The 20,933-nt window shown below is 45.2% G+C and carries 19 protein-coding genes and 1 pseudogene; 14 read left to right on the top strand and 6 right to left on the bottom strand.

Annotation, left to right across the window (positions count from 1 at the left end):
- The first annotated feature begins 146 nt into the window (after nt 1–146).
- The 4 genes from A3763_RS06825 (at nt 147) to rsmA (ending at nt 5,622) form a co-directional block, all read left to right on the top strand.
- Nucleotides 147–2,399, top strand: coding sequence for an LPS-assembly protein LptD (locus A3763_RS06825; protein WP_068553418.1), 2,253 nt, complete (start codon nt 147–149; stop codon nt 2,397–2,399).
- 95 nt (nt 2,400–2,494) lie between these two features.
- Complete coding sequence (locus A3763_RS06820; protein ID WP_068511090.1) at nt 2,495–3,781, top strand: peptidylprolyl isomerase; 1,287 nt, start codon at nt 2,495–2,497, stop codon at nt 3,779–3,781.
- Between the two features lie 2 nt (nt 3,782–3,783).
- Entirely contained in the window at nt 3,784–4,776 is a 993-nt protein-coding gene (gene pdxA, locus A3763_RS06815) for a 4-hydroxythreonine-4-phosphate dehydrogenase PdxA (RefSeq protein ID WP_197475985.1), read from the top strand.
- 42 nt (nt 4,777–4,818) lie between these two features.
- Nucleotides 4,819–5,622, top strand: coding sequence for a 16S rRNA (adenine(1518)-N(6)/adenine(1519)-N(6))-dimethyltransferase RsmA (rsmA, locus tag A3763_RS06810; RefSeq protein WP_068511087.1), 804 nt, complete (start codon nt 4,819–4,821; stop codon nt 5,620–5,622).
- An 18-nt stretch (nt 5,623–5,640) separates the two neighbouring features.
- On the opposite strand, the gene A3763_RS06805 is transcribed toward rsmA, so the two are convergent.
- Together A3763_RS06805 and A3763_RS06800 are read right to left on the bottom strand one after the other, a co-directional pair.
- Nucleotides 5,641–6,600 (bottom strand): hypothetical protein, encoded by a 960-nt coding sequence (locus A3763_RS06805; RefSeq protein ID WP_082880406.1) that lies wholly within the window; start codon nt 6,598–6,600, stop codon nt 5,641–5,643.
- A 46-nt stretch (nt 6,601–6,646) separates the two neighbouring features.
- Nucleotides 6,647–7,252, bottom strand: a complete 606-nt coding sequence (locus A3763_RS06800; RefSeq protein WP_068634288.1) for a TetR/AcrR family transcriptional regulator — start codon at nt 7,250–7,252, stop codon at nt 6,647–6,649.
- A 114-nt stretch (nt 7,253–7,366) separates the two neighbouring features.
- Here A3763_RS06800 and A3763_RS06795 point away from each other — a divergent pair, with 114 nt between their 5' ends.
- The gene (locus A3763_RS06795) at nt 7,367–8,206 is read left to right on the top strand and encodes a crotonase/enoyl-CoA hydratase family protein (protein WP_068634289.1); all 840 of its coding nucleotides are present in this window, start codon (nt 7,367–7,369) and stop codon (nt 8,204–8,206) included.
- A 47-nt stretch (nt 8,207–8,253) separates the two neighbouring features.
- Here the strand turns inward: A3763_RS06795 and A3763_RS06790 are convergent, their stop codons facing one another.
- Nucleotides 8,254–9,462, bottom strand: coding sequence for a glutathione S-transferase family protein (locus tag A3763_RS06790; RefSeq protein WP_068634290.1), 1,209 nt, complete (start codon nt 9,460–9,462; stop codon nt 8,254–8,256).
- A gap of 184 nt (nt 9,463–9,646) precedes the next feature.
- Between A3763_RS06790 and imuA the strand changes: the two genes are divergently transcribed.
- Genes imuA through A3763_RS06775 form a run of 3 tightly spaced genes read left to right on the top strand, consistent with a single transcriptional unit; the run spans nt 9,647 to nt 14,881 of the window.
- Nucleotides 9,647–10,315 carry a translesion DNA synthesis-associated protein ImuA gene (gene imuA, locus A3763_RS06785; protein ID WP_068509144.1) on the top strand — a complete coding sequence of 223 codons (669 nt, stop codon included), beginning with the start codon at nt 9,647–9,649 and terminating at the stop codon, nt 10,313–10,315.
- Nucleotides 10,316–10,325: 10 nt separating this feature from the next.
- Nucleotides 10,326–11,774 (top strand): DNA polymerase Y family protein, encoded by a 1,449-nt coding sequence (locus A3763_RS06780; protein ID WP_068509143.1) that lies wholly within the window; start codon nt 10,326–10,328, stop codon nt 11,772–11,774.
- Nucleotides 11,774–14,881 carry an error-prone DNA polymerase gene (locus A3763_RS06775; RefSeq protein WP_068634291.1) on the top strand — a complete coding sequence of 1,036 codons (3,108 nt, stop codon included), beginning with the start codon at nt 11,774–11,776 and terminating at the stop codon, nt 14,879–14,881. The genes A3763_RS06780 and A3763_RS06775 overlap by 1 nt, the downstream gene beginning before the upstream one ends.
- Nucleotides 14,882–14,891: 10 nt before the next feature.
- On the opposite strand, the gene A3763_RS30055 is transcribed toward A3763_RS06775, so the two are convergent.
- Together A3763_RS30055 and A3763_RS06770 are read right to left on the bottom strand one after the other, a co-directional pair.
- Nucleotides 14,892–14,969 carry a type II toxin-antitoxin system ParD family antitoxin gene (locus A3763_RS30055; protein WP_156490383.1) on the bottom strand — a complete coding sequence of 26 codons (78 nt, stop codon included), beginning with the start codon at nt 14,967–14,969 and terminating at the stop codon, nt 14,892–14,894.
- 136 nt (nt 14,970–15,105) lie between these two features.
- A complete protein-coding gene (locus A3763_RS06770; RefSeq protein WP_068634292.1) occupies nt 15,106–15,318 on the bottom strand; it encodes a hypothetical protein in 213 nt (70 codons plus the stop codon).
- A 249-nt stretch (nt 15,319–15,567) separates the two neighbouring features.
- Between A3763_RS06770 and A3763_RS06765 the strand changes: the two genes are divergently transcribed.
- From A3763_RS06765 to A3763_RS06740, 6 genes and pseudogenes are all read left to right on the top strand, one after another.
- Nucleotides 15,568–16,365, top strand: coding sequence for an ABC transporter substrate-binding protein (locus tag A3763_RS06765; protein WP_068759958.1), 798 nt, complete (start codon nt 15,568–15,570; stop codon nt 16,363–16,365).
- A 121-nt stretch (nt 16,366–16,486) separates the two neighbouring features.
- On the top strand, nt 16,487–18,307 hold the full coding sequence (locus A3763_RS06760; protein WP_068634294.1) for a DUF4382 domain-containing protein: 1,821 nt from the start codon (nt 16,487–16,489) through the stop codon (nt 18,305–18,307).
- A gap of 80 nt (nt 18,308–18,387) precedes the next feature.
- A pseudogene (locus tag A3763_RS06755) lies at nt 18,388–18,906 on the top strand (RNA polymerase sigma factor); the annotation flags it as partial.
- 21 nt (nt 18,907–18,927) lie between these two features.
- Nucleotides 18,928–19,320 (top strand): DUF3619 family protein, encoded by a 393-nt coding sequence (locus A3763_RS06750; protein WP_068512395.1) that lies wholly within the window; start codon nt 18,928–18,930, stop codon nt 19,318–19,320.
- On the top strand, nt 19,313–19,534 hold the full coding sequence (locus A3763_RS06745) for a hypothetical protein (RefSeq protein WP_068512398.1): 222 nt from the start codon (nt 19,313–19,315) through the stop codon (nt 19,532–19,534). Before A3763_RS06750 ends, A3763_RS06745 begins: the two co-directional genes overlap by 8 nt.
- Nucleotides 19,527–19,973 carry a DUF3106 domain-containing protein gene (locus A3763_RS06740; protein WP_068512401.1) on the top strand — a complete coding sequence of 149 codons (447 nt, stop codon included), beginning with the start codon at nt 19,527–19,529 and terminating at the stop codon, nt 19,971–19,973. Before A3763_RS06745 ends, A3763_RS06740 begins: the two co-directional genes overlap by 8 nt.
- A 9-nt stretch (nt 19,974–19,982) precedes the next feature.
- Here the strand turns inward: A3763_RS06740 and A3763_RS06735 are convergent, their stop codons facing one another.
- Nucleotides 19,983–20,834 (bottom strand): autotransporter domain-containing protein, encoded by an 852-nt coding sequence (locus A3763_RS06735; protein WP_068512404.1) that lies wholly within the window; start codon nt 20,832–20,834, stop codon nt 19,983–19,985.
- Nucleotides 20,835–20,933: the final 99 nt, after the last annotated feature.

The raw sequence follows: 20,933 nt of genomic DNA, 5'->3' as shown, positions 1-20,933 counted from the left end.
AGCGTTTATTATTCGCAACTAGGTTTGTTCATTAAACTAGCTAACCCTCTCGCTACTCATACTGGATCTCTGCATTGCCAACATTATCGCCATTTAAAGCTCCATCAAAGCGCATCTTCATAAGAGCAGTGCCTTTAATGTTAAGCATGAGCGCATCTGTCTGGGCAAATGATAATAGTTCGCTAACAACAGAGGCATGCTCATCAGCAAAGTCTGCGTCACCTTCAACAGAGCTGACATCAGAAAAACCGGTTAAGCCTGAAGAAGGTATTGTGATTCACGCCAAGGAAGTTAACTACCTTCCTGATGAAAACCTGGAGCTTAAGGGCGATATCGAATTTACTCACGGGCCTTACCATGCTCAAAGTAATGAAGCATCCATTAACAAAATTAGCCAGACAGCTGAACTTAAAGGCGACATCGTACTAAGCAGCCCCGATCTGATACTAAAAGGTGACAGCGCAACGGTAAATATGACCAGCGATAGAGTTTCGGTCATCAATGCCAGCTTCTCGAACCCCAAAACTTCAATTAACGGCAAAGCTTCAGAAATAACACGGGCAGACGAAAATACGCTGCTCATTCATGATGGCTTATTTACCAGCTGTCCGCCCGAGAAAAGAGACTGGGCCTTCGCTGCAGAAAACATTTCTCTCAATAGAGAAGAAGGCTTCGGCCAAGCAAAAAACACCCGTTTTCTGATTAAAGATACGCCTGTGATGTACATTCCCTGGTTTTCGTTTCCGATCGATGACCGCCGTAAGTCGGGCTTCTTATATCCTTCATTCGGTACCTCAAATACAGAGAACGGCATATTTCTATCGACCCCCTATTATTTTAACTTAGCGCCCGACTACGATGCGACGTTTACGCCCAGCTATGTTCATGGCAGAGGGGTACATTCCGATCTAGAACTTCGGCATGCTAGCACTTATACCAATAGCGAGCTCAACTTAGGCTACATCAGCAAAGACAAGTTCTATAATAGCGAGCAGAAAGCAATCGGCCCAGATGACACGGACGCTCGCTGGGGCCTCAGCTTTAGTCAGGATATCAATGCGCATCATGACGGCTGGTATGGCACGCTCAAATATAGCCAGATCAGCGACTTTGACTACCTGGATGATTTGAACCAGGGGCTGAATATAAACCGAAGTGATAACCTTGATCGAAGGGCTGAACTCCATTATTCAGAGGATAACTGGCGATTCAGCTTCTTGATGCAGCAATACAAAAGTATCGATGAAACACTGCTGGCAAGCGAACAAGCTTATCAACGCTTACCTGAACTAAATTATCAATTCGGTTCTATCTACAAACAACTGCAACTCGACTGGCACAGCCAATATGTCTACTTCTACCGTGACCAGGAAGGTCTCGTCGGGGATGAACGTATTATAGGCTCACGCGTTCGACACCAGCCCAAGGTATCATTGCCTTTATCTAAGAGCTGGGGCTATATCAGCCCATCTGTAAGTATCGACCATACCGACTACTTTCTTGAAGATTATACGCCTGTCGACAATAATATCTCTCGCACCATTCCAATTTATGAACTTGATGCGGCTTTATTCTTCGACCGAAGTTCTTTATTCAGTGAAAGCCAATTCTTCAAGTCATCCACGATTCGCCACAGCTTGGAACCACGAGCTTACTATGTGAATGCCAAGAGCGTAGACCAAGATGCTCTTCCTAATTTCGACAGTACCTTACCTAGCTTCAACTATCAGCGACTGTTTAGTCCCTATCGCTTTAGTGGCGGTGATCGAGTCGGTGACAATAACAGCCTGACGATAGGTATCACCAATCGTTGGACCGACATGCAAACTGGGCAAGAGAAAGCTATTGTCAGCATTGGCCAGGTTTACCACTACGATGATCGCGAAGTTGGCATAAATGGCGTTGGAGAGGCCGACCGCAAAGACTCCCTGCTGGCGACCGAGTTTATCTTCCGTCCCTATCCAGGTGTAGAGCTGGCAACGAGTGGTTTATGGGATGCCAGAAACAACCAGACCCAGGAAGGCAATACGAGTTTGCACTTACACAGTCAAGACTACCGTCATGTGCTGAATTTCAGCCATCGCTATATCCAGGGTGAGCTAGAGCAAATCGACACCTCTTTTATTGCGCCTATTTATCCTCAAACCAGTCTAATAGGCCGTCTTCGTTACGACCTTGAGGAAGAGCGCAGCATTGGTTCGCTTGCAGGCATTGAATATAGTAGCTGCTGCTGGCGCGTTCAATTGCTAAGTCAATCTTATCTAGATAGTGATAGCGAAGTCTTACATGGGTTTTTGTTCCGTTTTCAACTAAGTGGTGTTGGCGGTTTTGGACAAAGTACCCGTAGAATGGATCAACATATTCCGGGCTATGCGGCCCGAGAAGAAATTTTAAATTAGAGTTATTTATAGTTATGGCGATGTTTACTCACACCCACAAAAAATCACCTTCAATTCTGAGCCTATTATTTAGCACCCTACTAGGACTTAGCTGTATGGCCTCTGTGGCTCATGCTGAAGAAAACTCTAGACCTGAACTGAGGCCAAATGCAGTACTTCTAGACAAAGTCATCGCCATTGTCGATGACGATATCGTGATGCAGTCTGAGCTAGCCCAACGTGTAAACTCGATCACTAAACGCTTACAGCGCCAGAATACCCCTCTTCCCTCGTTGTCAGTTATGCGACAGCGTGTGCTTGATCAATTAATTCTTGAAAGCATCCAGCTACAAATGGCAAATCGTACCGGTATTCGTATTGGTGATGCCCAGCTTAATACCACTCTAGAGAATATCGCTCGTTCGAATAACATGACGCTCTCTCAGTTTGAAGCGCAACTTGAGCTAGAAGGCGACACCTACGCCAGTGCTCGTGAACAAATACACCGGGAAATGGTCATCTCCAGAGTTCAAAAAAGACAGGTTGACCAACGCGTAAGAGTCACCGAGCAAGAGGTTCAAGCATTCTTAGCCTCAAAAGAAGGTCGAACACAATCTGGCCTTGAGTACTTGATTGGCCATATCTTAATCGCACTCCCTGAATCAGCAGATAAAGAACAAGAAAGAGTAGCGCTAGATAAAGCAAACAACATTCTTAAAGAACTCAAGGCAGGTGAAGATTTCCAGAAAACGGCTGTTGCGCAATCTGACGGTCGCCAAGCACTTGAAGGCGGTGTAATTGGCTGGCGTAAAGAAAGTGAGCTACCAACTATCGCAGCTGACATCATACCCAGTTTGGCCATTCAGGAGCCCTCATCACTTATTCGTACCGGAAGTGGCTTCCACATTGTTACCGTGCTAGATAAACGCGGTGGTCAGGAAAAGCTAATTGAGCAATCGCAAGTCAGACATATTCTGATTTCACCAAGCGAGATTAGAACTGAAGAAGAAGCAAAAGAAATCATCTACAAACTTCACGAACGCCTACTGGGTGGAGACGACTTTGCTGCCATAGCCAAGTCCAATTCAGATGACCCGGTTTCCGCTATTGATGGTGGTAATCTTGATTGGGTTAATCCTGGTCAAATGGTTCCTGCTTTTGAACAAACAATGACTCAGACAAACGTAGGCGAGTTAAGTGAGCCTTTCCGTTCTCAATTTGGCTGGCACATCCTTCAAGTAACAGAGCGACGCGTGAAAGATATGGCAGAGTTGATTCAGAATAACCAGGCTCAGCAAACCCTACATCGCCGCAAATTTGAAGAGGAGCTATCCAACTGGCTGCTCGAAATAAAGGGCGAAGCTTATATCGAAATTAAAGAAGAGTTTGCAGAAGAATCCTAAGCATGGCCGAGAATATTTCTAACGCCCCTCCTGTACTGGCACTCACGCCTGGTGAGCCAGCCGGTATTGGCCCTGAATTAGTCATTCAACTAGCGCAAAGCGAGCTAGCCTGTTCACTGCTTATTTTTGCTGATAAGCAAATGATGGAAGAACGGGCGGCACTCTTGAATCTTGGCTTCTCAGTAAAAGATTGGCAGGAGTATTCTCGGCAAAATGAACCTGGGCTATATATTCAACACGTCTCGCTCGCTCGCCCTTGCCAAGCCGGTCAGCTCAATGTGGCCAACGCCTCCTATGTCGTTGAATGCCTTGACCAGGCGATTGATGCTTGCTCATCAGGTCGTGCCGATGCCTTGGTTACTGCCCCCTTACACAAAGGCATCATCAATGACTCGGGTACTGCTTTCACAGGGCACACCGAACACCTGCAAATGCGATGCGGCGTTAGTAAAGTTGTGATGATGCTAGCAAGCCCTCGTATGAAAGTGGCACTAGCAACGACTCATCTTCCTTTAGCAGAAGTTAGTCGTAATATTGCCCCTGACAACCTGAAACAGGTCATTCAGATTCTCATTGACGACCTGAAGAGCAAGTTTGGTATCAAGCAACCACGTATTCTCGTGGCAGGCTTAAACCCTCATGCAGGTGAAAACGGCCATATGGGCAGGGAAGAAATCGATATTATTGCGCCTGTTATGGCAAGCTTTAAGAGCCAGGCAGAATTACTAGGCCCCTTACCTGCCGATACCTTATTCAATAAAAAATACTTAGAAGAAGCCGATGCAGTACTGGCCATGTATCACGATCAGGGCCTACCTGTGTTAAAGTTCGATGGCTTTGGTGAGTCGGTCAATATTACGCTCGGCCTGCCGATCATCCGTACTTCAGTAGACCATGGCACAGCACTAGATCTCGCTGGCAGCGGGCAAGCAGATGTCGGTAGTTTGAAAACGGCCGTAGATATCGCTTTGCAAATGGCGTCCGCTCAAGGCTAAACAAACAGTTTAACACCCAAAATTCAAGAGAAGGCAGGCAAGATGGCTAAACACAATCAGAAAGCAGGTCACCAGGCTCGTAAGCGCTTTGGTCAAAACTTTCTTCATGACGACGCAGTCATCAGCCGAATCATTAGCGGCATCAACCCCCAACCTGATGATCGTTTGGTAGAGATTGGGCCTGGTCTTGGTGCGCTTACTGAACCCTTGCTTGAGGCAAGCGAAGGAAATCTCCAAGTCGTAGAGCTTGATCGTGACTTGATCCCTATCCTGCGCACAAAATTCTTTAACTATCCCGACTTCGTCATTCACGAATCAGATGCCTTGAAGTTCGACTTTGATCAACTGGCAGATGACGAACATAAGTTAAGAATCGTCGGCAACCTGCCTTATAACATATCAACACCGCTCATCTTTCATTTGCTGGAAAGCATTACTAACCTGAAAGACATGCATTTTATGCTACAAAAAGAAGTAGTAGAGCGTATGGCTGCAGCACCGAGCACTTCACACTATGGCCGCTTGGGTATCATGACTCAGTACTATTGCCGTGTTCAACCACTGTTTATTGTCGGCCCTGAATCATTTGACCCGGCACCAAAAGTTGAGTCAGCCATTGTCCGCCTGGTTCCGCATGCTACGCTTCCTTATCCTGTTGAATCGGTAGAGCGTCTTCAGCATATTGTACGCACAGCCTTCACTAAGCGTCGTAAAACTCTACGTAATGCGCTCAGCGGCGCAGTAGAACCTGAAGCACTTGAGGATTTGAATATCGATGCAGGGCTGCGACCAGAGAACCTGACGGTGGAACAGTTTACTCAGTTAGCGAATTGGAAAAAGTACTAAGAACTAGCTCTCTAAGCCTTACCAAGGCAGAGGCTCAACTCTTGATTGCCAATGCATCGTAGCCAGGTCATCTGTTAAGACCTCTGTTTGCGCCACTACCTTTCGCCAGTAGCTTATTCGCTCTTGGTCACTTAGATTCAAGAAGTCATGACGATCAGGGATTTTCTTATAAGGCAGGCTGGCCACAAATTCTTCTGATGGCACCGGAATATTCGCAAAGTGTGGAAACAGAACAAAACCATCTTTAGGCAACAAAGGTAAGTCAAAAGCATAATCTGTAATGCCCCCATCTTGGTAGACGCCTTCACCCGCGAGGCCTTCCACGCCATCAATAATGACGGGAATAGCACCTGTCGCAAGTAAGGTGTCCTCCAGATTTCCGCTATAGAGGTCTGCATAACGTGTCGGTAAATCGGTGAGCCGTCTATTGAACAACTGACTTCTCGGGTCATGTATTAAGATGCGGGAAAACTGCCAGGCAAGTGTTTTTCGTGAGCAGCGATTGTTTATCGCAGCTAAGCCATAGCCGAGTGATTTGAGGTGTTTATTTTTGCTAGCGGTCAAGCCATGACATTGCGTCGCAATCACATTAAGGTGCCGCCCCTTCGTCGCAAGCACCGCCTCTGCACCTTGTTCTCCCAACAGCTGGTGAATTACCTTTCTACAACCTTCCTGAATTTCTTTGCCGCTGGGTTTCGCCGAATACGTTTGCTCAATATAGGCTTCGCTTAAATTTCGATATGCTGTTTCAGGATTTTGGTGAGCGTAAGTTGCCATGCGCCAGGCACCTGCAGACGTACCTAGTAGCTCCAAGTCCGACTCGCTGGCCTTAAAAAATTGCTGCAAGAAACAATCGATACCATGTAATACCAACCATTTCGGCCCACTTGAAGCACCTAATAACACTTTGATATCGAACGGACTTAAGCCCTGAGCACGCACATGTTGTAAAGCCTGTTCACCTGCATAAACACGCAAAGGCTGGCTGATTGTTTTATCCTTTTTAAACCTTTATTCTTCTGGTTTACGAGCTTGTAGTTACGGGAATGAGATGAGCGAGAGCATAGCGTGATATGTCAGCTAAATCTTCCTTACGAACCACAATGCCATCATGAGATATTTTAATCAAGCCATGTAAAGTAGACCACATCACCTGTGCTAGTCGAAGTGGGTCATCATCTGCTTTTAACAAACCTTGTTGATGAAACTGCTCGGGCAGCTGCGCATAGGCACGAAAGCAATCCTTGGCTGTTCGCTGCAAACGGGGCGAAGGGTTATCGCGCCATAGCTCTCTACCGAACATTAACTCATATTGGGTGTCGTTCTCCATCGCAAAAGATAAATAGCACTGAATCGTTAGCTCCAGACGCTCCTGCATACTTAAGTCGGTTCTTGAAATTGCAGAGGAAAGCTGTTCGGTCAACACCTCAAAGCCTTGCTCTGCCACCGCCGCTAATAAGTCATTCTTATCTTTAAAATGATGATACGGCGCTGATCTTGACACGCCCGCCCGCTCGGCGAGCTTACGCAAAGATAAACCCGGCATACCATTCTCTTGTAGCATCTCCAGCGAGATTGAGATCAGCTTGTTTCGAAGGTCACCATGATGATATTGCTGTTGTTCACTCATAACTCAATGCTCGCACGCCATCTTGACAACGTCAAGATTAATGCTTATCTTGACACTGTCAACTTTGACCTTAAATCACTATTTATCTACTGCTACCGTAGGAGAAGATGCAAAATGAGCTTCAAAACTCTCGAGATCACCACCGAAAATCACATCGCTCACCTTAAGCTTAATCGCCCTGATGCGCTTAACGCGATGAATATCGATTTCTGGCAAGAGCTACCTGTTGCTATCCGTGAAATCGATGCCTCAGCAGAAGCGCGCGTAATAGTGATATCTTCTACTGGCAAGCACTTCAGCGCGGGCATGGACCTAGCTGTATTCACCAGCGGTAACTCAATTCCAATGGGCGGCGACCCTTCACGCATGGCTGAAAACCTACGCCGTGCCGTGCTAGAACTTCAAGATGCTTTTAACGTATTAGAAGAGGCGCGTATCCCGGTTCTGACTGCCATTCAAGGTGGCTGCATTGGTGGTGCTGTAGATATGGTTTGTGCGAGTGACAGCCGTTACTGTACTGAAGAATCATTCTTCACCATCAAAGAAACCCAGCTTGGTATGACAGCAGATTTAGGCACCATGCAACGCCTACCTAAACTCATTCCAGAAGGCATCATGCGTGAGTTGGCTTATACCGGACGTAAGTTCGACGCTGCAGAAGCAAAAGAAATCGGTTTAGTGAACAAGGTTTTCGCAAACCAAGAAGAAATGCTGGAAGGCGTAATGAGTATCGCAGCCGAGATAGCCAAACAGTCTCCGGTTGCTGTGGCTGGTTGTAAGGAAATGATCAACTATAGCCGCGACCATAGCGTTGCTGACAGCCTCAAATACATGGCCACCTGGCAATCAGGCATGTTCCGTCCACAGGATATGATGAAGTGCTTCCAGGCCAAAGCGATGAAGACTGACCCAGACTTTGAACCTTTGCTTCCGATTAAACCTTTGTTTACTTAATATTCAAACACCGGGAGCAAACGCTTTTGTATCCCGGTGCCAGCTTTCTAAGAAAATAGGCGTCCAAACGGCTTATCCCAAGGTGTTCCTGTTGCCATTAAACTTAGTTTTTGCAGTAAATTCACCGGACGAGCTTCACTATCTAAGGGTAGCTGGTAATCTTCTTTCAGACCTGAATCAAGCCCCTCCATCAACACAAGTCGGCCATAGGGTGCTAACAAGGTATCAACCCTTAGGCGGTCTGACTTATTTAATGAACAGTACAAATCCTGAAGAACTTCCAAGCAATAAACCCGGTAATGCACGACCTTCAAGTTTGAAAATGAAACGTCTTCATTCGCAAAATCCATGACAGCTCGCCCATCCAGCCAAGCTTCTGCATTTTTCAGCAGCATAGGCCAATAAGTTTTCATAATATCTTTCAAAAAGTAATGCCAACCTTTATGGCTAAAGTCACTCTGGTGCGCCCTTCCTTTAACCCCACTTCCTTTGACATTCCACATTCTAGCTACCCATTCATAGACTTCCGGAGCTTCTTCTCGCATTACTTGGGCCGGTGCTGGGTCTAGTGAAAAGTGACGAAACATCGGCCCAAAAAAAGCAAAATCAACCAGACTTGGCCGATTACCCAATAGAAAGGGCTGATCTCTCAATAATACTTTCATTGCACAAAGCAAATGATAATAATGATTTCTAACATAGGGTTCTGTTTTTGAAGACACGCCATCCCCTTCTAGAAAGGTTTTGGTTTGTCGTTGCGCAAAATACCAAGCACCGATTTTTTTAGGCAAAGGCCAGTCTGACAAGACTTCTTCACTAATTCTCTGAGCAAGAAGCTGACGAGTCTCGGGGTAACGCCAACGCCAAAACATCGCTGAGCGCCAACACCATTCATCAGCATAGTCTTCAATTAATTTTGACATGAATAAGTCAACAGGGTCTTCTGGCATAATTGAGTGCTGTGGAAAATTCGACTCCAACCAATCGAACATAGGCGTCGTATCCTTTAACCACTGCCCATTGGCTAAACGCACCACGGGGACTTTCATTAAACCTGTATGAGGGTAAACCTTATTCACCAAGTCCCCTACAGAAGCATTTACCCGTTCAAAGGGAATCTCTTTATAACGCAGTAAGGCTTCAAGCTTACCGCTAAAGTAAGATACATCCGCAAGATAAACCCTCAAAGGCTCATACAGTAGCGAATCAGGTCCATTTAGCTCATCAGCCTCGTCTTTAACCGCACGATTGGTCATTGCCATCATCTCTTCCGTTATTATTTTCTTTCATGGTTTTACGCAGTCATACAGCAAGTATCAGGCCATTCCCGCTTATTTTTTGAACAGACACTAAACTAAGCGCTACAAATAGGCGACTGAAATTACACTTGCAGAATATATTCAAGAAATAATATACTGTATATCCATACAGGCATTTACTATGAAAAACTTCATTGATTTACTCGAAAAGAAACAGCTAATCTGGCATGGCCGGAGTAGGCAACAAGCACCTGAGTTCGAAACATCCGGCTACTCCGAGCTCGATGTTCACTTGTCTGGCGGCTTTCCAAAAAAAGGCGTTGTAATGCTGCACTCAACTTGTGGTATCGGCGAGCTTCGCCTGTTATTACCCTCGTTAATAAACAAACAAGGCCTCTGCATATTTATCAACCCGCCAGGTATTTTGAGTGCTGAGTTCTTTTATCATCAAGGCATTGAGTTAGAGCGCATACTACTTATTAATACTAACTCTGCGAATGAAGCCTTGTGGTCTGCAGAACAGTGCTTGAAAAGTGGTGCCTGTGAGGCCGTACTCCTGTGGCAAAACCAACTAGAAGTTCATCATATTCAACGCTTACAATTAGCCAGTAATCAGGGGCAGTGCCGTCAGTTCATCTTTCGAACAGCAAAGCAGCAAAGCCTTTCACTACCAGTCAATTTGAGCTTGCAACTAAAGGCTGAAGAGCGAGGTATCGCGATTACCATCGCAAAACAAAAAGGTGCCTGGCCAAAACCCGAATTCTCTCTCAATATGTCTTCTTATTGGCCTTCACTGGCACTACAAAACACGAACAACATCATCCCTTTCCCTGCTTCTAAAGCGGTATAAAGGTGATGCTATGTCTCTATCAACTTTATGGCTTTACCTCCACTTCCCTTCACTACAAATCGATAGCCTGTTTTTAAACCAGGCAGCATGCAATCAGGACGAACAGCAAGCCGTTATCGTAATCAATGGTCAAAAAAACATCGTAGTTCAAGCCAATGATCATGCCCTACAGCAAGGTATTCATTTGGGAATGGGGCTAGGTAGCGCTGCCTCCTTATGTCGTGAGCTCTGTGTGCATGCTTATGATCCCGAAATAGAAAGAAAGAAACTGCTTGAAATAGCTCACTGGCTCTATTTAGTCACCTCCGACATAAGCCTTTGCGGTTCAAATGGTTTGTTGTTACGGGTCAGTAATATGTTGAGCCTATATGATGGGCTCACGAGTTATTGGCAAACCCTAAAACAGCATTTGGAAAAACAGCAAGTCCATTATCAATACGCCAGTGCATACTCACCTCTAGCGGCTGAACTACTCGCAAGATCGGGCCTAAATCTGATTAGTGACGAACGTAAACAAGTGCTAGCGCACCTCAAGCAGCAAAAGCTTAGTGAAAGCCGCTTGCCTGATAAACAAATTGAGCGCTTGCAACGTGTCGGTATTCGAGACATGCAAGCACTCCTGGCTGTTCCCTCAGCAGAGCTTGCCAAACGTTTTGACCTATCCCTGGTTAATTATGTCGGACAACTCACCGGCACTCTGCCACAAGCCGTCCATTTCTATCATCCTCCCATGCAGTTTTCACGTTATTTGGAATTACTATTTGAACTCTCTAATCTTCAGCTTCTTGAAAAGCCCTTACTGCGCTTACTCAATGCACTGGAAGAGTTTTTACGAATCCAAAATCTTTATGCCTATGAGTTAAAACTACAACTTCATTTACGAGATAAAGGCTTTCAAGAAGTTTTTGCCAGCTCAGCAAAAGGTGATTATCTGGCAAAGGTATGGCTGGATTTATTCAGCTTACGTTTTGAGTCGGTTAAAGTCCCTTCGCCAGTTATTGGCATCACTATCTCGGCACATAAAACAAAAGCCAAGCACGAAGAAAGCATGGATTTTTTTGAGGGCGGACAGCGCAATGGCTCTTCTTTAGAGCTCATCTCAACACTTCAGGCAAAACTGGGCCCTGATTCAATTAAGAATATTGATTTAGTAGATGACCCACGGCCTGAGCTAAGCACCTGTTTACGTAACTATCAAAACCGGCCTATAAAAAAAGGCATGGCGAACCACCTGACAATCGACAAAGCAAAGCTTCGTCCCAGCCTTTTATTCCCCAAACCAAAAGTATTAAGAGAACGCGTCACGCTTATTGAGGGGCCTGAACGTATCGCGACAGGCTGGTGGGATGAGCAAAACGTTATTCGTGACTACTTTATTGCGCGTGCACATAGCGGCGCTTGGCTATGGGTATTCAGAACACCTGAACAACGTTGGTATTTACATGGAGTATTTGCCTAATGCAGCCTCACTATGCCGAGCTTTTCTGCCAGAGTAACTTCTCTTTTTTGGAAGGCGCGTCTCATGCTGAAGAACTGGCTATCCAGGCTTCATTTTTAGGCTATCAAGCACTCGCTATTACCGATGAATGTTCAGTCGCCGGTGTAGTCAAAGCACATACGGCGATAAAAGAGCATCAGCTACCAATAAAGCTGATTGTCGGCAGCCTCTTCCGCCTCGGCAAACATCTAGAATTGATACTACTCTGCCCCCATCGACAAGCTTATGCCGAGCTATGTCGCTTAATTACGAATGCTAGACGTCGAGCCAAGAAAGGTGAATACCAATTAACAGACTGGGATATCATGAGCATTCAGCATTGCCTGCTTATCTGGTTACCCAGCGGTAAGGCGCATGACCATTCCCAAGCCAAATGGCTGAAGAAGCATCACGCCAACAGACTTTGGCTTGGCTTACAGCGCCACCTGAAATACAACGATAAACAATATATCCAGCACTGCCAGCGTTTGGCCGAAAGTTGGGACTTAGCCATCACCGCCTGCGGTGGTGTATTAATGCATACCGCAACACGCCTACCGCTACAGCACGCTCTGACAGCCATCAGAAAAGGCCGTACCATTGCTCAGTCTGGCAAGCAGCTACTTAACAATACCGAGCGTTGTTTAAGGTCCAGACAGAAAATAAGCAAACTGTTTCGCGAGGAGTATTTACACGAAACTCTTGTTATCGCCCAACAATGCCAATTCAAGCTTAATGAACTTCGTTACGAATACCCTAGCGAGCTAGTCCCGAACAATGAAACACCCATCTCTTACCTGCGTACTTTAGTCACACAAGGCGTGAGGTTTCGTTTCCCTCAAGGTATTCCTGATCATATTCAGTCAACCATAGACAAAGAGCTGAATCTAATTGCAGAGCTGGACTATGCCTACTTCTTCCTAACGATCCACGACATTGTAATGTTCGCCAAACAAAGAGGAATTCTTTATCAAGGAAGAGGCTCTGCAGCCAACTCGGTAGTGTGTTATTGCCTGGAAATCACCTCTGTCGACCCTCGCCAGATATCTGTATTGTTTGAGCGCTTTATCAGTAAGGAGCGCAATGAGCCGCCTGATATCGACGTCGATTTCGAACACGAACGCCGTGAAGAAGTCATTCAGTATATTTATCAGAAATACGGCCGAGAACGAGCAGCCTTAGCTGCAAGCGTCATCACTTATCGCTTTAAAAGCGCCGTCAGGGATGTTGGTAAAGCCTTAGGTATCGCCGAAACACAACTTGAGTTTTTTATTAAGAACGTTAATCGACGTGACCACAGCTTGACTTGGCAGTCACAGATCATCGAATTAGGACTCAACCCAGACACAGGTAAAGGCCAGCAGTTTATTAATCTCGTTAATGAAATTATGGGATTTCCTCGTCACCTTTCACAACATGTTGGTGGCTTTGTCATTTCATCCGGACCGCTATACGAACTCGTACCTGTCGAAAATGCCAGTATGGAGGCACGTACCGTCATTCAATGGGATAAAGATGACCTGGAAAGCCTTGGGCTACTGAAAGTCGATGTATTGGCGCTCGGTATGCTCAGCGCTATCCGTAAGACATTTTCCCTTATTCAACAATACCACCAACGAGACTTGAGCATCGCAGATATCACCCGTATGCAGGATGACCCAAAGGTTTATCAGATGATTCAGCGAGCCGACACTATTGGCGTGTTCCAGATCGAGTCTCGTGCACAGATGAGTATGCTGCCACGTTTAAAACCAGAAAATTATTATGACCTGGTGATTCAGATCGCTATTGTCAGACCCGGGCCAATACAGGGCGATATGGTTCACCCCTTCCTAAAGCGGCGTAATGGTGAAGAGAACATCGAATATCCTTCGGAAGCTGTTAAGGAAGTCTTATCCCGCACGCTGGGAGTACCCATTTTTCAGGAGCAAGTGATCAAGCTGGCTATGGTCGCCGCCGGATTTACCGGGGGCGAAGCTGATCAACTCAGACGCGCCATGGCCTCTTGGAAAAAGACGGGTAAGCTGATGCAATTTAGATCGAAACTGATTGAGGGGATGCTGGAAAGGGGCTATGAGCAAGCCTTTGCAGAACGGATTTTTGAACAAATCTGCGGCTTTGGAGAGTACGGTTTTCCTGAGAGTCATTCAGCTTCATTTGCCGTACTCGCATACGCTTCTGCATGGTTAAAGCATTACTACCCAGTTGAGTTCTACACATCCTTACTCAACAGCCTACCCATGGGTTTCTATAGCGTTTCGCAGCTCGTACAAGACGCTGTACGCCACAACATTGAAGTACGCCCCGTATGTATTAACCAGTCAGATTATGACCATCGTTTAGAAAAACTGCCTGAAAAAGGCTCTAGTCATTACAGCCACGCCATGAGGTTAGGCTTACGGCAGATAAAGAACCTCAGCGAAAAAGGCGCCAGGGAAATTCTCAGCAAACGCCCGAATGCTGGTTATCAAAATGCACAGGCACTTCATCAGCTGACATTGAACCAAAAGGACCTTGAGGCCCTCGCTTCTGCCAATGCTTTACAATGTTTTGCAGAAAACCGCTACGCAGCGCGCTGGGCGCTTATGAATCCGCCTCAAAACTTGGCACTACCTGAGCAAGATTCAAAGCTGCAAGTAAAAGAGGAAGCACAATACCAATACCGGCCGAGCAACTTTGACAACCTGATTGAAGATTACGCCTCGCTACAACTAAGCCTTGAGCAGCACCCTATTACCTTATTAGACCGTATAGGTTGCTTAGGAAAATTTACCCGATCAACACAGCTAGCAAAGATTAAACATCAATCCTTTGTTGATATAGCCGGTGTCGTCACAGGAAAACAATCCCCAGGAACCGCTTCAGGTGTAACCTTTATGACCTTGGAAGATGACACCGGAAACATCAATGTCGTTATTTGGGCAGGCACGGCGCGGGCACAAAAAAAAGCTTACTTGAGCGCAAAAATCCTCAAGATCAAAGGCATCCTGGAACGTGAAGGAGAAGTCACCCATGTGATTGCGGGCAAGCTAGAAGACATGACGGAACAATTAGCAGGCTTACAGAGTCGTTCTAGAGATTTTCATTAAGACGCGAGGTTTATCTACCTTCATCAATTTGCTGTGCAATAAAGCCATCAAAGTGGTCACCTAAAGTTGTGCTTGTATTCTTCGGCACTTTGTCACCTCTCGTATACCATTTAATACCCAATAATGGTTAAGCACCCATAACCAAGCAATCAAGTACGCATCCTTCAGTCGTCGGATACTCTTTCATAAGGTCTTATAAGCAAACTTTGTAGTTAGCTCTACTCTCACTCCCCAGCTTCAAAAATCGTTTCTACCATTGCAGAGGCAACTCCAGAGACTTCTACCCGATAATCGGTTTTGCCAAAACTAAGCACGGCTCCAATAAAGGTGCTGCCAATCGCGTCTAGCATCTGATCTGGCTCCAATTGCATGTTTTCACAAATTTCGGCAACTTGGTCCGAAAATTCCTGCAATACTTCTTGAGACAGTTCACTCATACATAACCTTCCTAAGCCAGAATAATTTTCTTAACCATAAGAGAATTACGTCTATAAAACAATGGATTACTTAACTTACCCCTAAGCTTTAGGTACTTTGTCACTTTATACGTATAGTTAAAAGACTGCCTTTTTTATGCAAATTGAGGCTTATCTTCAAAAACCAACTAATATTAAGGGATAGGTTGAGGTTGCCTGTCGTATTACAGAAGGTCTCTTGCTATGCAATAAATTACTCGCAAACTAGAAATGGAGAAGAAGCTTACTGTGGTAGTCTCTCTACTTGCTCAAAAACTTTTTGCTCTCGCACTATTGGTCTTAATCTGCTTTTCACATGCCAACGCTCAAGGCGATGACAAATTGATCATATTTGTCGACAAAAGTTACCCGCCTCATATGTATCAAGTTGAAAAAACAGAAGCTGACGGTTTATATCCAAGACTACTAGAAGCAACCATCAAACAGGCCGGGCTCAAAACTGAAATTAAAGCGTTACCCTGGAAGCGCGCTTTATTGTATAGCGCAAGCGGCAAAGGCGCTGTCGACGGCGCGTATAAAAGTGATGAGCGCATAAAAACCTACGATTACTCCGCACCACTGTACCAGGAAAAACTGGTTTTATTTATCAATAAAGATAAGCCTTTTGAATTCAATTCAATTGAAGACCTGAAAGGAAAGGTTGTTGGCGTTAATCGCGGCTGGTCCTATGGCCAAGCATTCGATACAGCCAGAGAAAATGGTTTATTCACTCCAAATGTACGTAATGACCCTCACGATAATTTTAAAATTCTCGCCCTGGGAAGAATCGACTGCGTCATACTAGATCAGATATCAGGCGATTCTTATACACGCATTTTGGGAATCGAAGATAAAGTGAGCGCTTTGCCCAATGCCTTTTCAATCAATGATGTTTACCTAATTATTCCTAAAGTACTTAAGATGACCCCATTTCTAAACGACTTTAATTCAGCACTTAGGCGCATACGCGAAGATGGCACTTATCAGAAAATCGTACAAACTTTCGTGCAAGAAGCCATGTCGGATTAACATGTATTTCTATTCCTAAATCATGTATCTGCAAAAAGTTATTAATTTTTCTTCCTCCGTGTAAACCTTTTCTAACTTCATTCGTTTACGCAATACAACCGACAAACAAATGGAGTTAGAAATGAATCAATCAAAGCTACTGGCTTATACCTTTGCCTTTTCAACCAGTCTTTTTGTGGCTGGCTGTGGCGACTCAAGTAACCAGGATGACACCGCACTAATGGGAGACTTGCAAGTCGCCGTCACCGACGCTGAAGAAGACTTTTTGACCTATCGAATTGAATTGGAATCCATACAACTCAAAAAAGCTAATGGCTCACTTGTCGAAGTGCTACCGCTTCAGAGTGAAATAGACTTTGTACAATATCAGGAGCTTTCTGAGCTTTTTGCCGTATTGTCTGTACCCGCAGGCGAATACCAAAGTGTTATATTGGGCCTGGATTACAGTGAGGCTGATATCGTTATTCAAGACGAAGAGGGTGCTTCTTATGAAGCTGCCATACAAGATGCCAATGGTAATGCGATTACTCAAATTGATGTGGAGCTAAATCTTAATGAAGGCAATAGCATCAATATATCCCCTTTCAAAACCGCTCAATTGACGCTTGATTTAGACTTGGCTGCCTCAAATACTATTGAGTCTTTCGAGCCACCCTTAGTAACTGTAGAGCCTTTCATGGTCGGCAGTACCGAGCTGGATATCGATAGGGAACATCGACTAAGGGGTTTACTCGAAAGTGTTGATCTGGCCACTAATACCATCGACATGAAACTAATTCCGATGCGCTTACGTCGCGGAACCTTTGGCGATTTCAACTTCCATGTCGATGACAATACACTGTATGAGATTGATGGCGTTGAGTACACGTCTGAAGAAGGCTTAAGCTTACTAGCAGAACAAGCTGAGGGGACCCCTCTTATTGCTTTTGGTGGCCCTTCAGAAGAAGGTGAGCAACGCTACTTGGCAACACAGGTACTCGCCGGTAACAGTGTTCCTTGGGCTGAACAAGATGTATTGAAAGGCATCATCACTGCACGCAGTGACTCAAGCATTTCGATTCAAGGTGCAGTCGTCGAGACTGGCGACCAGGCGGCTCACTTTCAGACAGAAGTCACACTGGCGGTTACTGAAGATACTGTTGTCACAGGTTATCGCTTAGGTGATGCCAGCATCGCCAATTTATCGGTAGGGCAACGAATACTAGCGTTGGGTGAATTTAACGCTGACAATAATGAATTCGATAGTAGTCAAGGCCATGTCAGAATGAAGCTCAATGCCATTGTGGGCGAAGTGGTGCAGGCATCTCCTTTGGAGTTGGATCTTAGCCATATCAACAAACGACCAATTGATCTTTTTGACTTTAGTGGCACAGGCCTTGATGCGGCTAATGATGCTTCACCTGAACAGTATGAAATCAACAGCTCTACACTGGATATTAGCGCTATCGAAGAAGATGAGTGGATGCAGGTACGCGGTTACCCCAGTTCTTTCGGCTCATCACCATCAGACTTTGACGCCTTAAGCATTATCAACCCGGACTTTAGCTCCCACCCTGCCCGAATGTTCGCTTTATGGCAGTCGCCTAGTACGACAGGGCTAACAATTGAGTCGAGTGAAATCGTATTATCACTTGAAGATGCTAGAACAAAGCTACACTTGAAAGGTATCCCCGGCTCAAGCCAGTTAAGCTTCTCTCCTGAAAAGCTTGTTAGTACTGCTGAAGAAGGACGTTTCAGTATTTTGATTCGCGGTGAAGGCGTCCATATGTTTACGGATTTTGACAGCTTTATTGGCTCGGCAAGTGAGTATCTACAAAATGGCCTTGCAGTGCATCAGTTAACTGCAACGGGGCAGTATACCGACAGCCTTAAGTCACTAGACGTAAATTATGTGACGCTACGTTTAAGCGAACCGCAGGACCTAGAGCAAGATCAGGAATAGAAAGAATTGGACTACACGACCATTCGTGTAGTCCAATAAACTAAAATCACTGTTTCGGGAAGCAAAGACAGAATGGGCAAACTGTGCAGGAAATAGAGCACTTTTTGAAAGAAGTCGAGCAACGGGCATTCCGTATGACCCAATTTGCTACGCGAAACGAAGCTGATGCGCTAGATATCGTACAAGAAGCGATGATCAAGCTCGTCAACAAGTATAGCAACAAGCCGCTTGCTGACTTGAGACCCCTATTCTTCAGAATATTGGAAAACAGCATTTTGGATTGGCACCGTAAGGAGCAGCTAAAAAAGAAAATATTCTTCTGGCGAATTGATGAAAGTGACGCCGAAAGCGAAGTCGAAATGGCTGACCTCAGCGCAGACCCACTGAACTTATTGGACAGTGAAAAACTAGGAGAACATTTACTTAAAGTCATCGAACAACTTCCAGTCAAGCAGCAGCAATGCTTCTTACTCAGGACGTGGGAAGGTTTATCGGTTCGGGAGACTGCAGAAGTAATGAAGATCAACGAAAATAGTGTGAAGAGCCATTACTTTCGCGCTATGGAAAAGCTGCGCTCATCAAAAGCGCAATTGCAGTAAACCAGAGTTCAGGTCAAGAGAATGAACGATAAAGAAATTCAACAACGAGCTAAGCAAGCGCTGGACGAAAGTACCCGGAATCTTTCCCCTAAAGTACAGCGCAGCCTATATCAAGCAAGACAAGACGCTATGGCACAAAATTCAAAGCCATGGTTTAGGCACCCCTTAGTAGGATTCACAGTGGCAGCAAGCTTTTCGGCTGTTCTGTTGATAAACTATTTGCCACAGAAGCAAGGAGAAAATATTCCAAACCTTGTTCAAGCAAATATTGACGACTTTGTTCTACTATCGAACTTCGACGAAACAGACTTGGATATTGCAGAAGATTTAGAGTTCTCCTATTGGTTATCGGAACAACTAGAAAATGAAACAATACCTGAAACCTTATCTGTTAGTGAGCTGCGTAATGGCTAATGCATTCACTACTTTTCAAGTTCGAGCTAACGAAGCGCCTATTCAAGATATGAGCTTCTTTCTGTTTCTGGCCGAGACAATCGTCAATGGCAAAGAACTTGTAACGCCTATCGACTTACAGCAGATTAGCGATAACGAGCTGTCCAACTCCAAGGATCACGACTTGGTGCCCAGTGAACCTGAAAATAGCGAACAGGAGGCAAACCATGAATAAGCTTCCCAAGCACTTAATCACATTATTACTGGCCAGCTTTGTTTCGCTTTCTTTTGCAGAGGAATGGTCATCTTTGCCAAACGAAACCCAAATATTACTCAGCCCTTTTCAATCACAATGGGATAGCTTAGACAAAACCAAGCAAGAAGCCTTGGTTACAGGGGCAAATCGTTGGGCAAATATGGATAAGGAGCAAAGAGAACTTGCGAAGCAGCGCTTTTCCAAATGGCAAACGCTATCACCTGAAGCACGCTCGGCCTTAAAAGATAAAATGCAGCGCTTTAAAGCCCTGCCTGCTGAGCATCAGAACTCTCTGAGAAAGAGTATGCGTAAATTTAAGCAACTCCCAGAGGCAAAAAAGCAAAAGCTGCGTCAGAGCTTCAAGCGGCTCAGCCCAAGCCAAAGAGCAAAGCTAAGACGTAATATTCGCAAGCCTTAGTCACTTCTTCTACCAAACCAGCCCAAAGCGCAGGTTCCATTGGGTACCGATATTGTCGAGGTCAATCGCTTCTTCAAACGATAACTCGACTTGATATCGATCGATTAACAGCTCAAGGCCTGCGTTGATTGAACCAGAGCTATCGGTTTCCAGATCACTTTCAGTGCTAGACGTTAATGAAGCACTCCGGCGGAAGATACTCGTTCGCGTCAAGCCTTCGCCTTGGAAGAAGTTAGTCCAGGACAGACCAAAAAATGGACTTAATGCAGCGTGGCTATTCAATTCATAGAAGTAGCTTAAACTCAAAGACGGAGCCGCAAACCAGCCAGACTGACTGGCTTCCAAAGTAATAACATTTTCATTGAGGTAGCTTTGGTTGAGGGAGTCAACATATTGGAAGCCAAGCTGAAGTGAAGGTACGAGCGACCAAGCATCATAAGCAAAATAGCCACTAACTCCCGCACTGTATTCACTGGTCTCGCTATATTCTTCAAGCCGATTACCAGACGCTGCCCAAGCCTTCATCTCGGGTTTGCTATAGACATAACTCAATACCAGATCAACTGATAAAACAGGGTAGGCTAATGAAACACCAAAGCCCCACACCTTTTTCTCTAACTCAGCATCTTGGGCAAAGCTAGTATTTGCGGTTTCTTGCCAAGTATCCAGCGTGAGCATCGGCCCTTTCTGGCTAATAAAGGTGTATGTGAGATCTATAGATTCCGGGCTTAAATCAGCATCAAAACTATTGAAGCTAAGCGTTTCGCTATGCACGCCATAACTAAAGCTTAAAGAGTGCAGATTATCTTCACCAGACCAAGCAGATAGTGGAAATAACAAAAGTGCGAATAATCGATGCATATTAGGTATTTTGGTCCCATATAAAGAGTTCGAAGAGTAGCCTTAATGGCTCTGAATAGAAACCTATAAAAGCAATTCCACGCTTTCAAGCACACCCTA

The organism is Oleiphilus sp. HI0128, from assembly GCF_001635365.1.
The sequence above is the reverse complement of the archived record's forward strand: the minus strand, read 5'-3'. Positions and strand labels throughout refer to the sequence as shown.

Coding starts and splice junctions, on each gene's coding strand:
- A3763_RS06795 (WP_068634289.1), top strand. CDS start 7,367: ATGAGCTTCAAAACTCTCGAGATCACCACCGAAAATCACATCGCTCAC.
- pdxA (WP_197475985.1), top strand. CDS start 3,784: ATGGCCGAGAATATTTCTAACGCCCCTCCTGTACTGGCACTCACGCCT.
- A3763_RS06775 (WP_068634291.1), top strand. CDS start 11,774: ATGCAGCCTCACTATGCCGAGCTTTTCTGCCAGAGTAACTTCTCTTTT.
- A3763_RS06770 (WP_068634292.1), bottom strand. CDS start 15,318: ATGAGTGAACTGTCTCAAGAAGTATTGCAGGAATTTTCGGACCAAGTT.
- rsmA (WP_068511087.1), top strand. CDS start 4,819: ATGGCTAAACACAATCAGAAAGCAGGTCACCAGGCTCGTAAGCGCTTT.
- A3763_RS06780 (WP_068509143.1), top strand. CDS start 10,326: ATGTCTCTATCAACTTTATGGCTTTACCTCCACTTCCCTTCACTACAA.
- A3763_RS06825 (WP_068553418.1), top strand. CDS start 147: ATGAGCGCATCTGTCTGGGCAAATGATAATAGTTCGCTAACAACAGAG.
- A3763_RS06740 (WP_068512401.1), top strand. CDS start 19,527: ATGAATAAGCTTCCCAAGCACTTAATCACATTATTACTGGCCAGCTTT.
- A3763_RS06790 (WP_068634290.1), bottom strand. CDS start 9,462: ATGACCAATCGTGCGGTTAAAGACGAGGCTGATGAGCTAAATGGACCT.
- A3763_RS06735 (WP_068512404.1), bottom strand. CDS start 20,834: ATGCATCGATTATTCGCACTTTTGTTATTTCCACTATCTGCTTGGTCT.
- A3763_RS06760 (WP_068634294.1), top strand. CDS start 16,487: ATGAATCAATCAAAGCTACTGGCTTATACCTTTGCCTTTTCAACCAGT.
- A3763_RS06745 (WP_068512398.1), top strand. CDS start 19,313: ATGGCTAATGCATTCACTACTTTTCAAGTTCGAGCTAACGAAGCGCCT.
- A3763_RS06820 (WP_068511090.1), top strand. CDS start 2,495: ATGGCCTCTGTGGCTCATGCTGAAGAAAACTCTAGACCTGAACTGAGG.
- A3763_RS06750 (WP_068512395.1), top strand. CDS start 18,928: ATGAACGATAAAGAAATTCAACAACGAGCTAAGCAAGCGCTGGACGAA.
- imuA (WP_068509144.1), top strand. CDS start 9,647: ATGAAAAACTTCATTGATTTACTCGAAAAGAAACAGCTAATCTGGCAT.
- A3763_RS06765 (WP_068759958.1), top strand. CDS start 15,568: ATGGAGAAGAAGCTTACTGTGGTAGTCTCTCTACTTGCTCAAAAACTT.
- A3763_RS06800 (WP_068634288.1), bottom strand. CDS start 7,252: ATGAGTGAACAACAGCAATATCATCATGGTGACCTTCGAAACAAGCTG.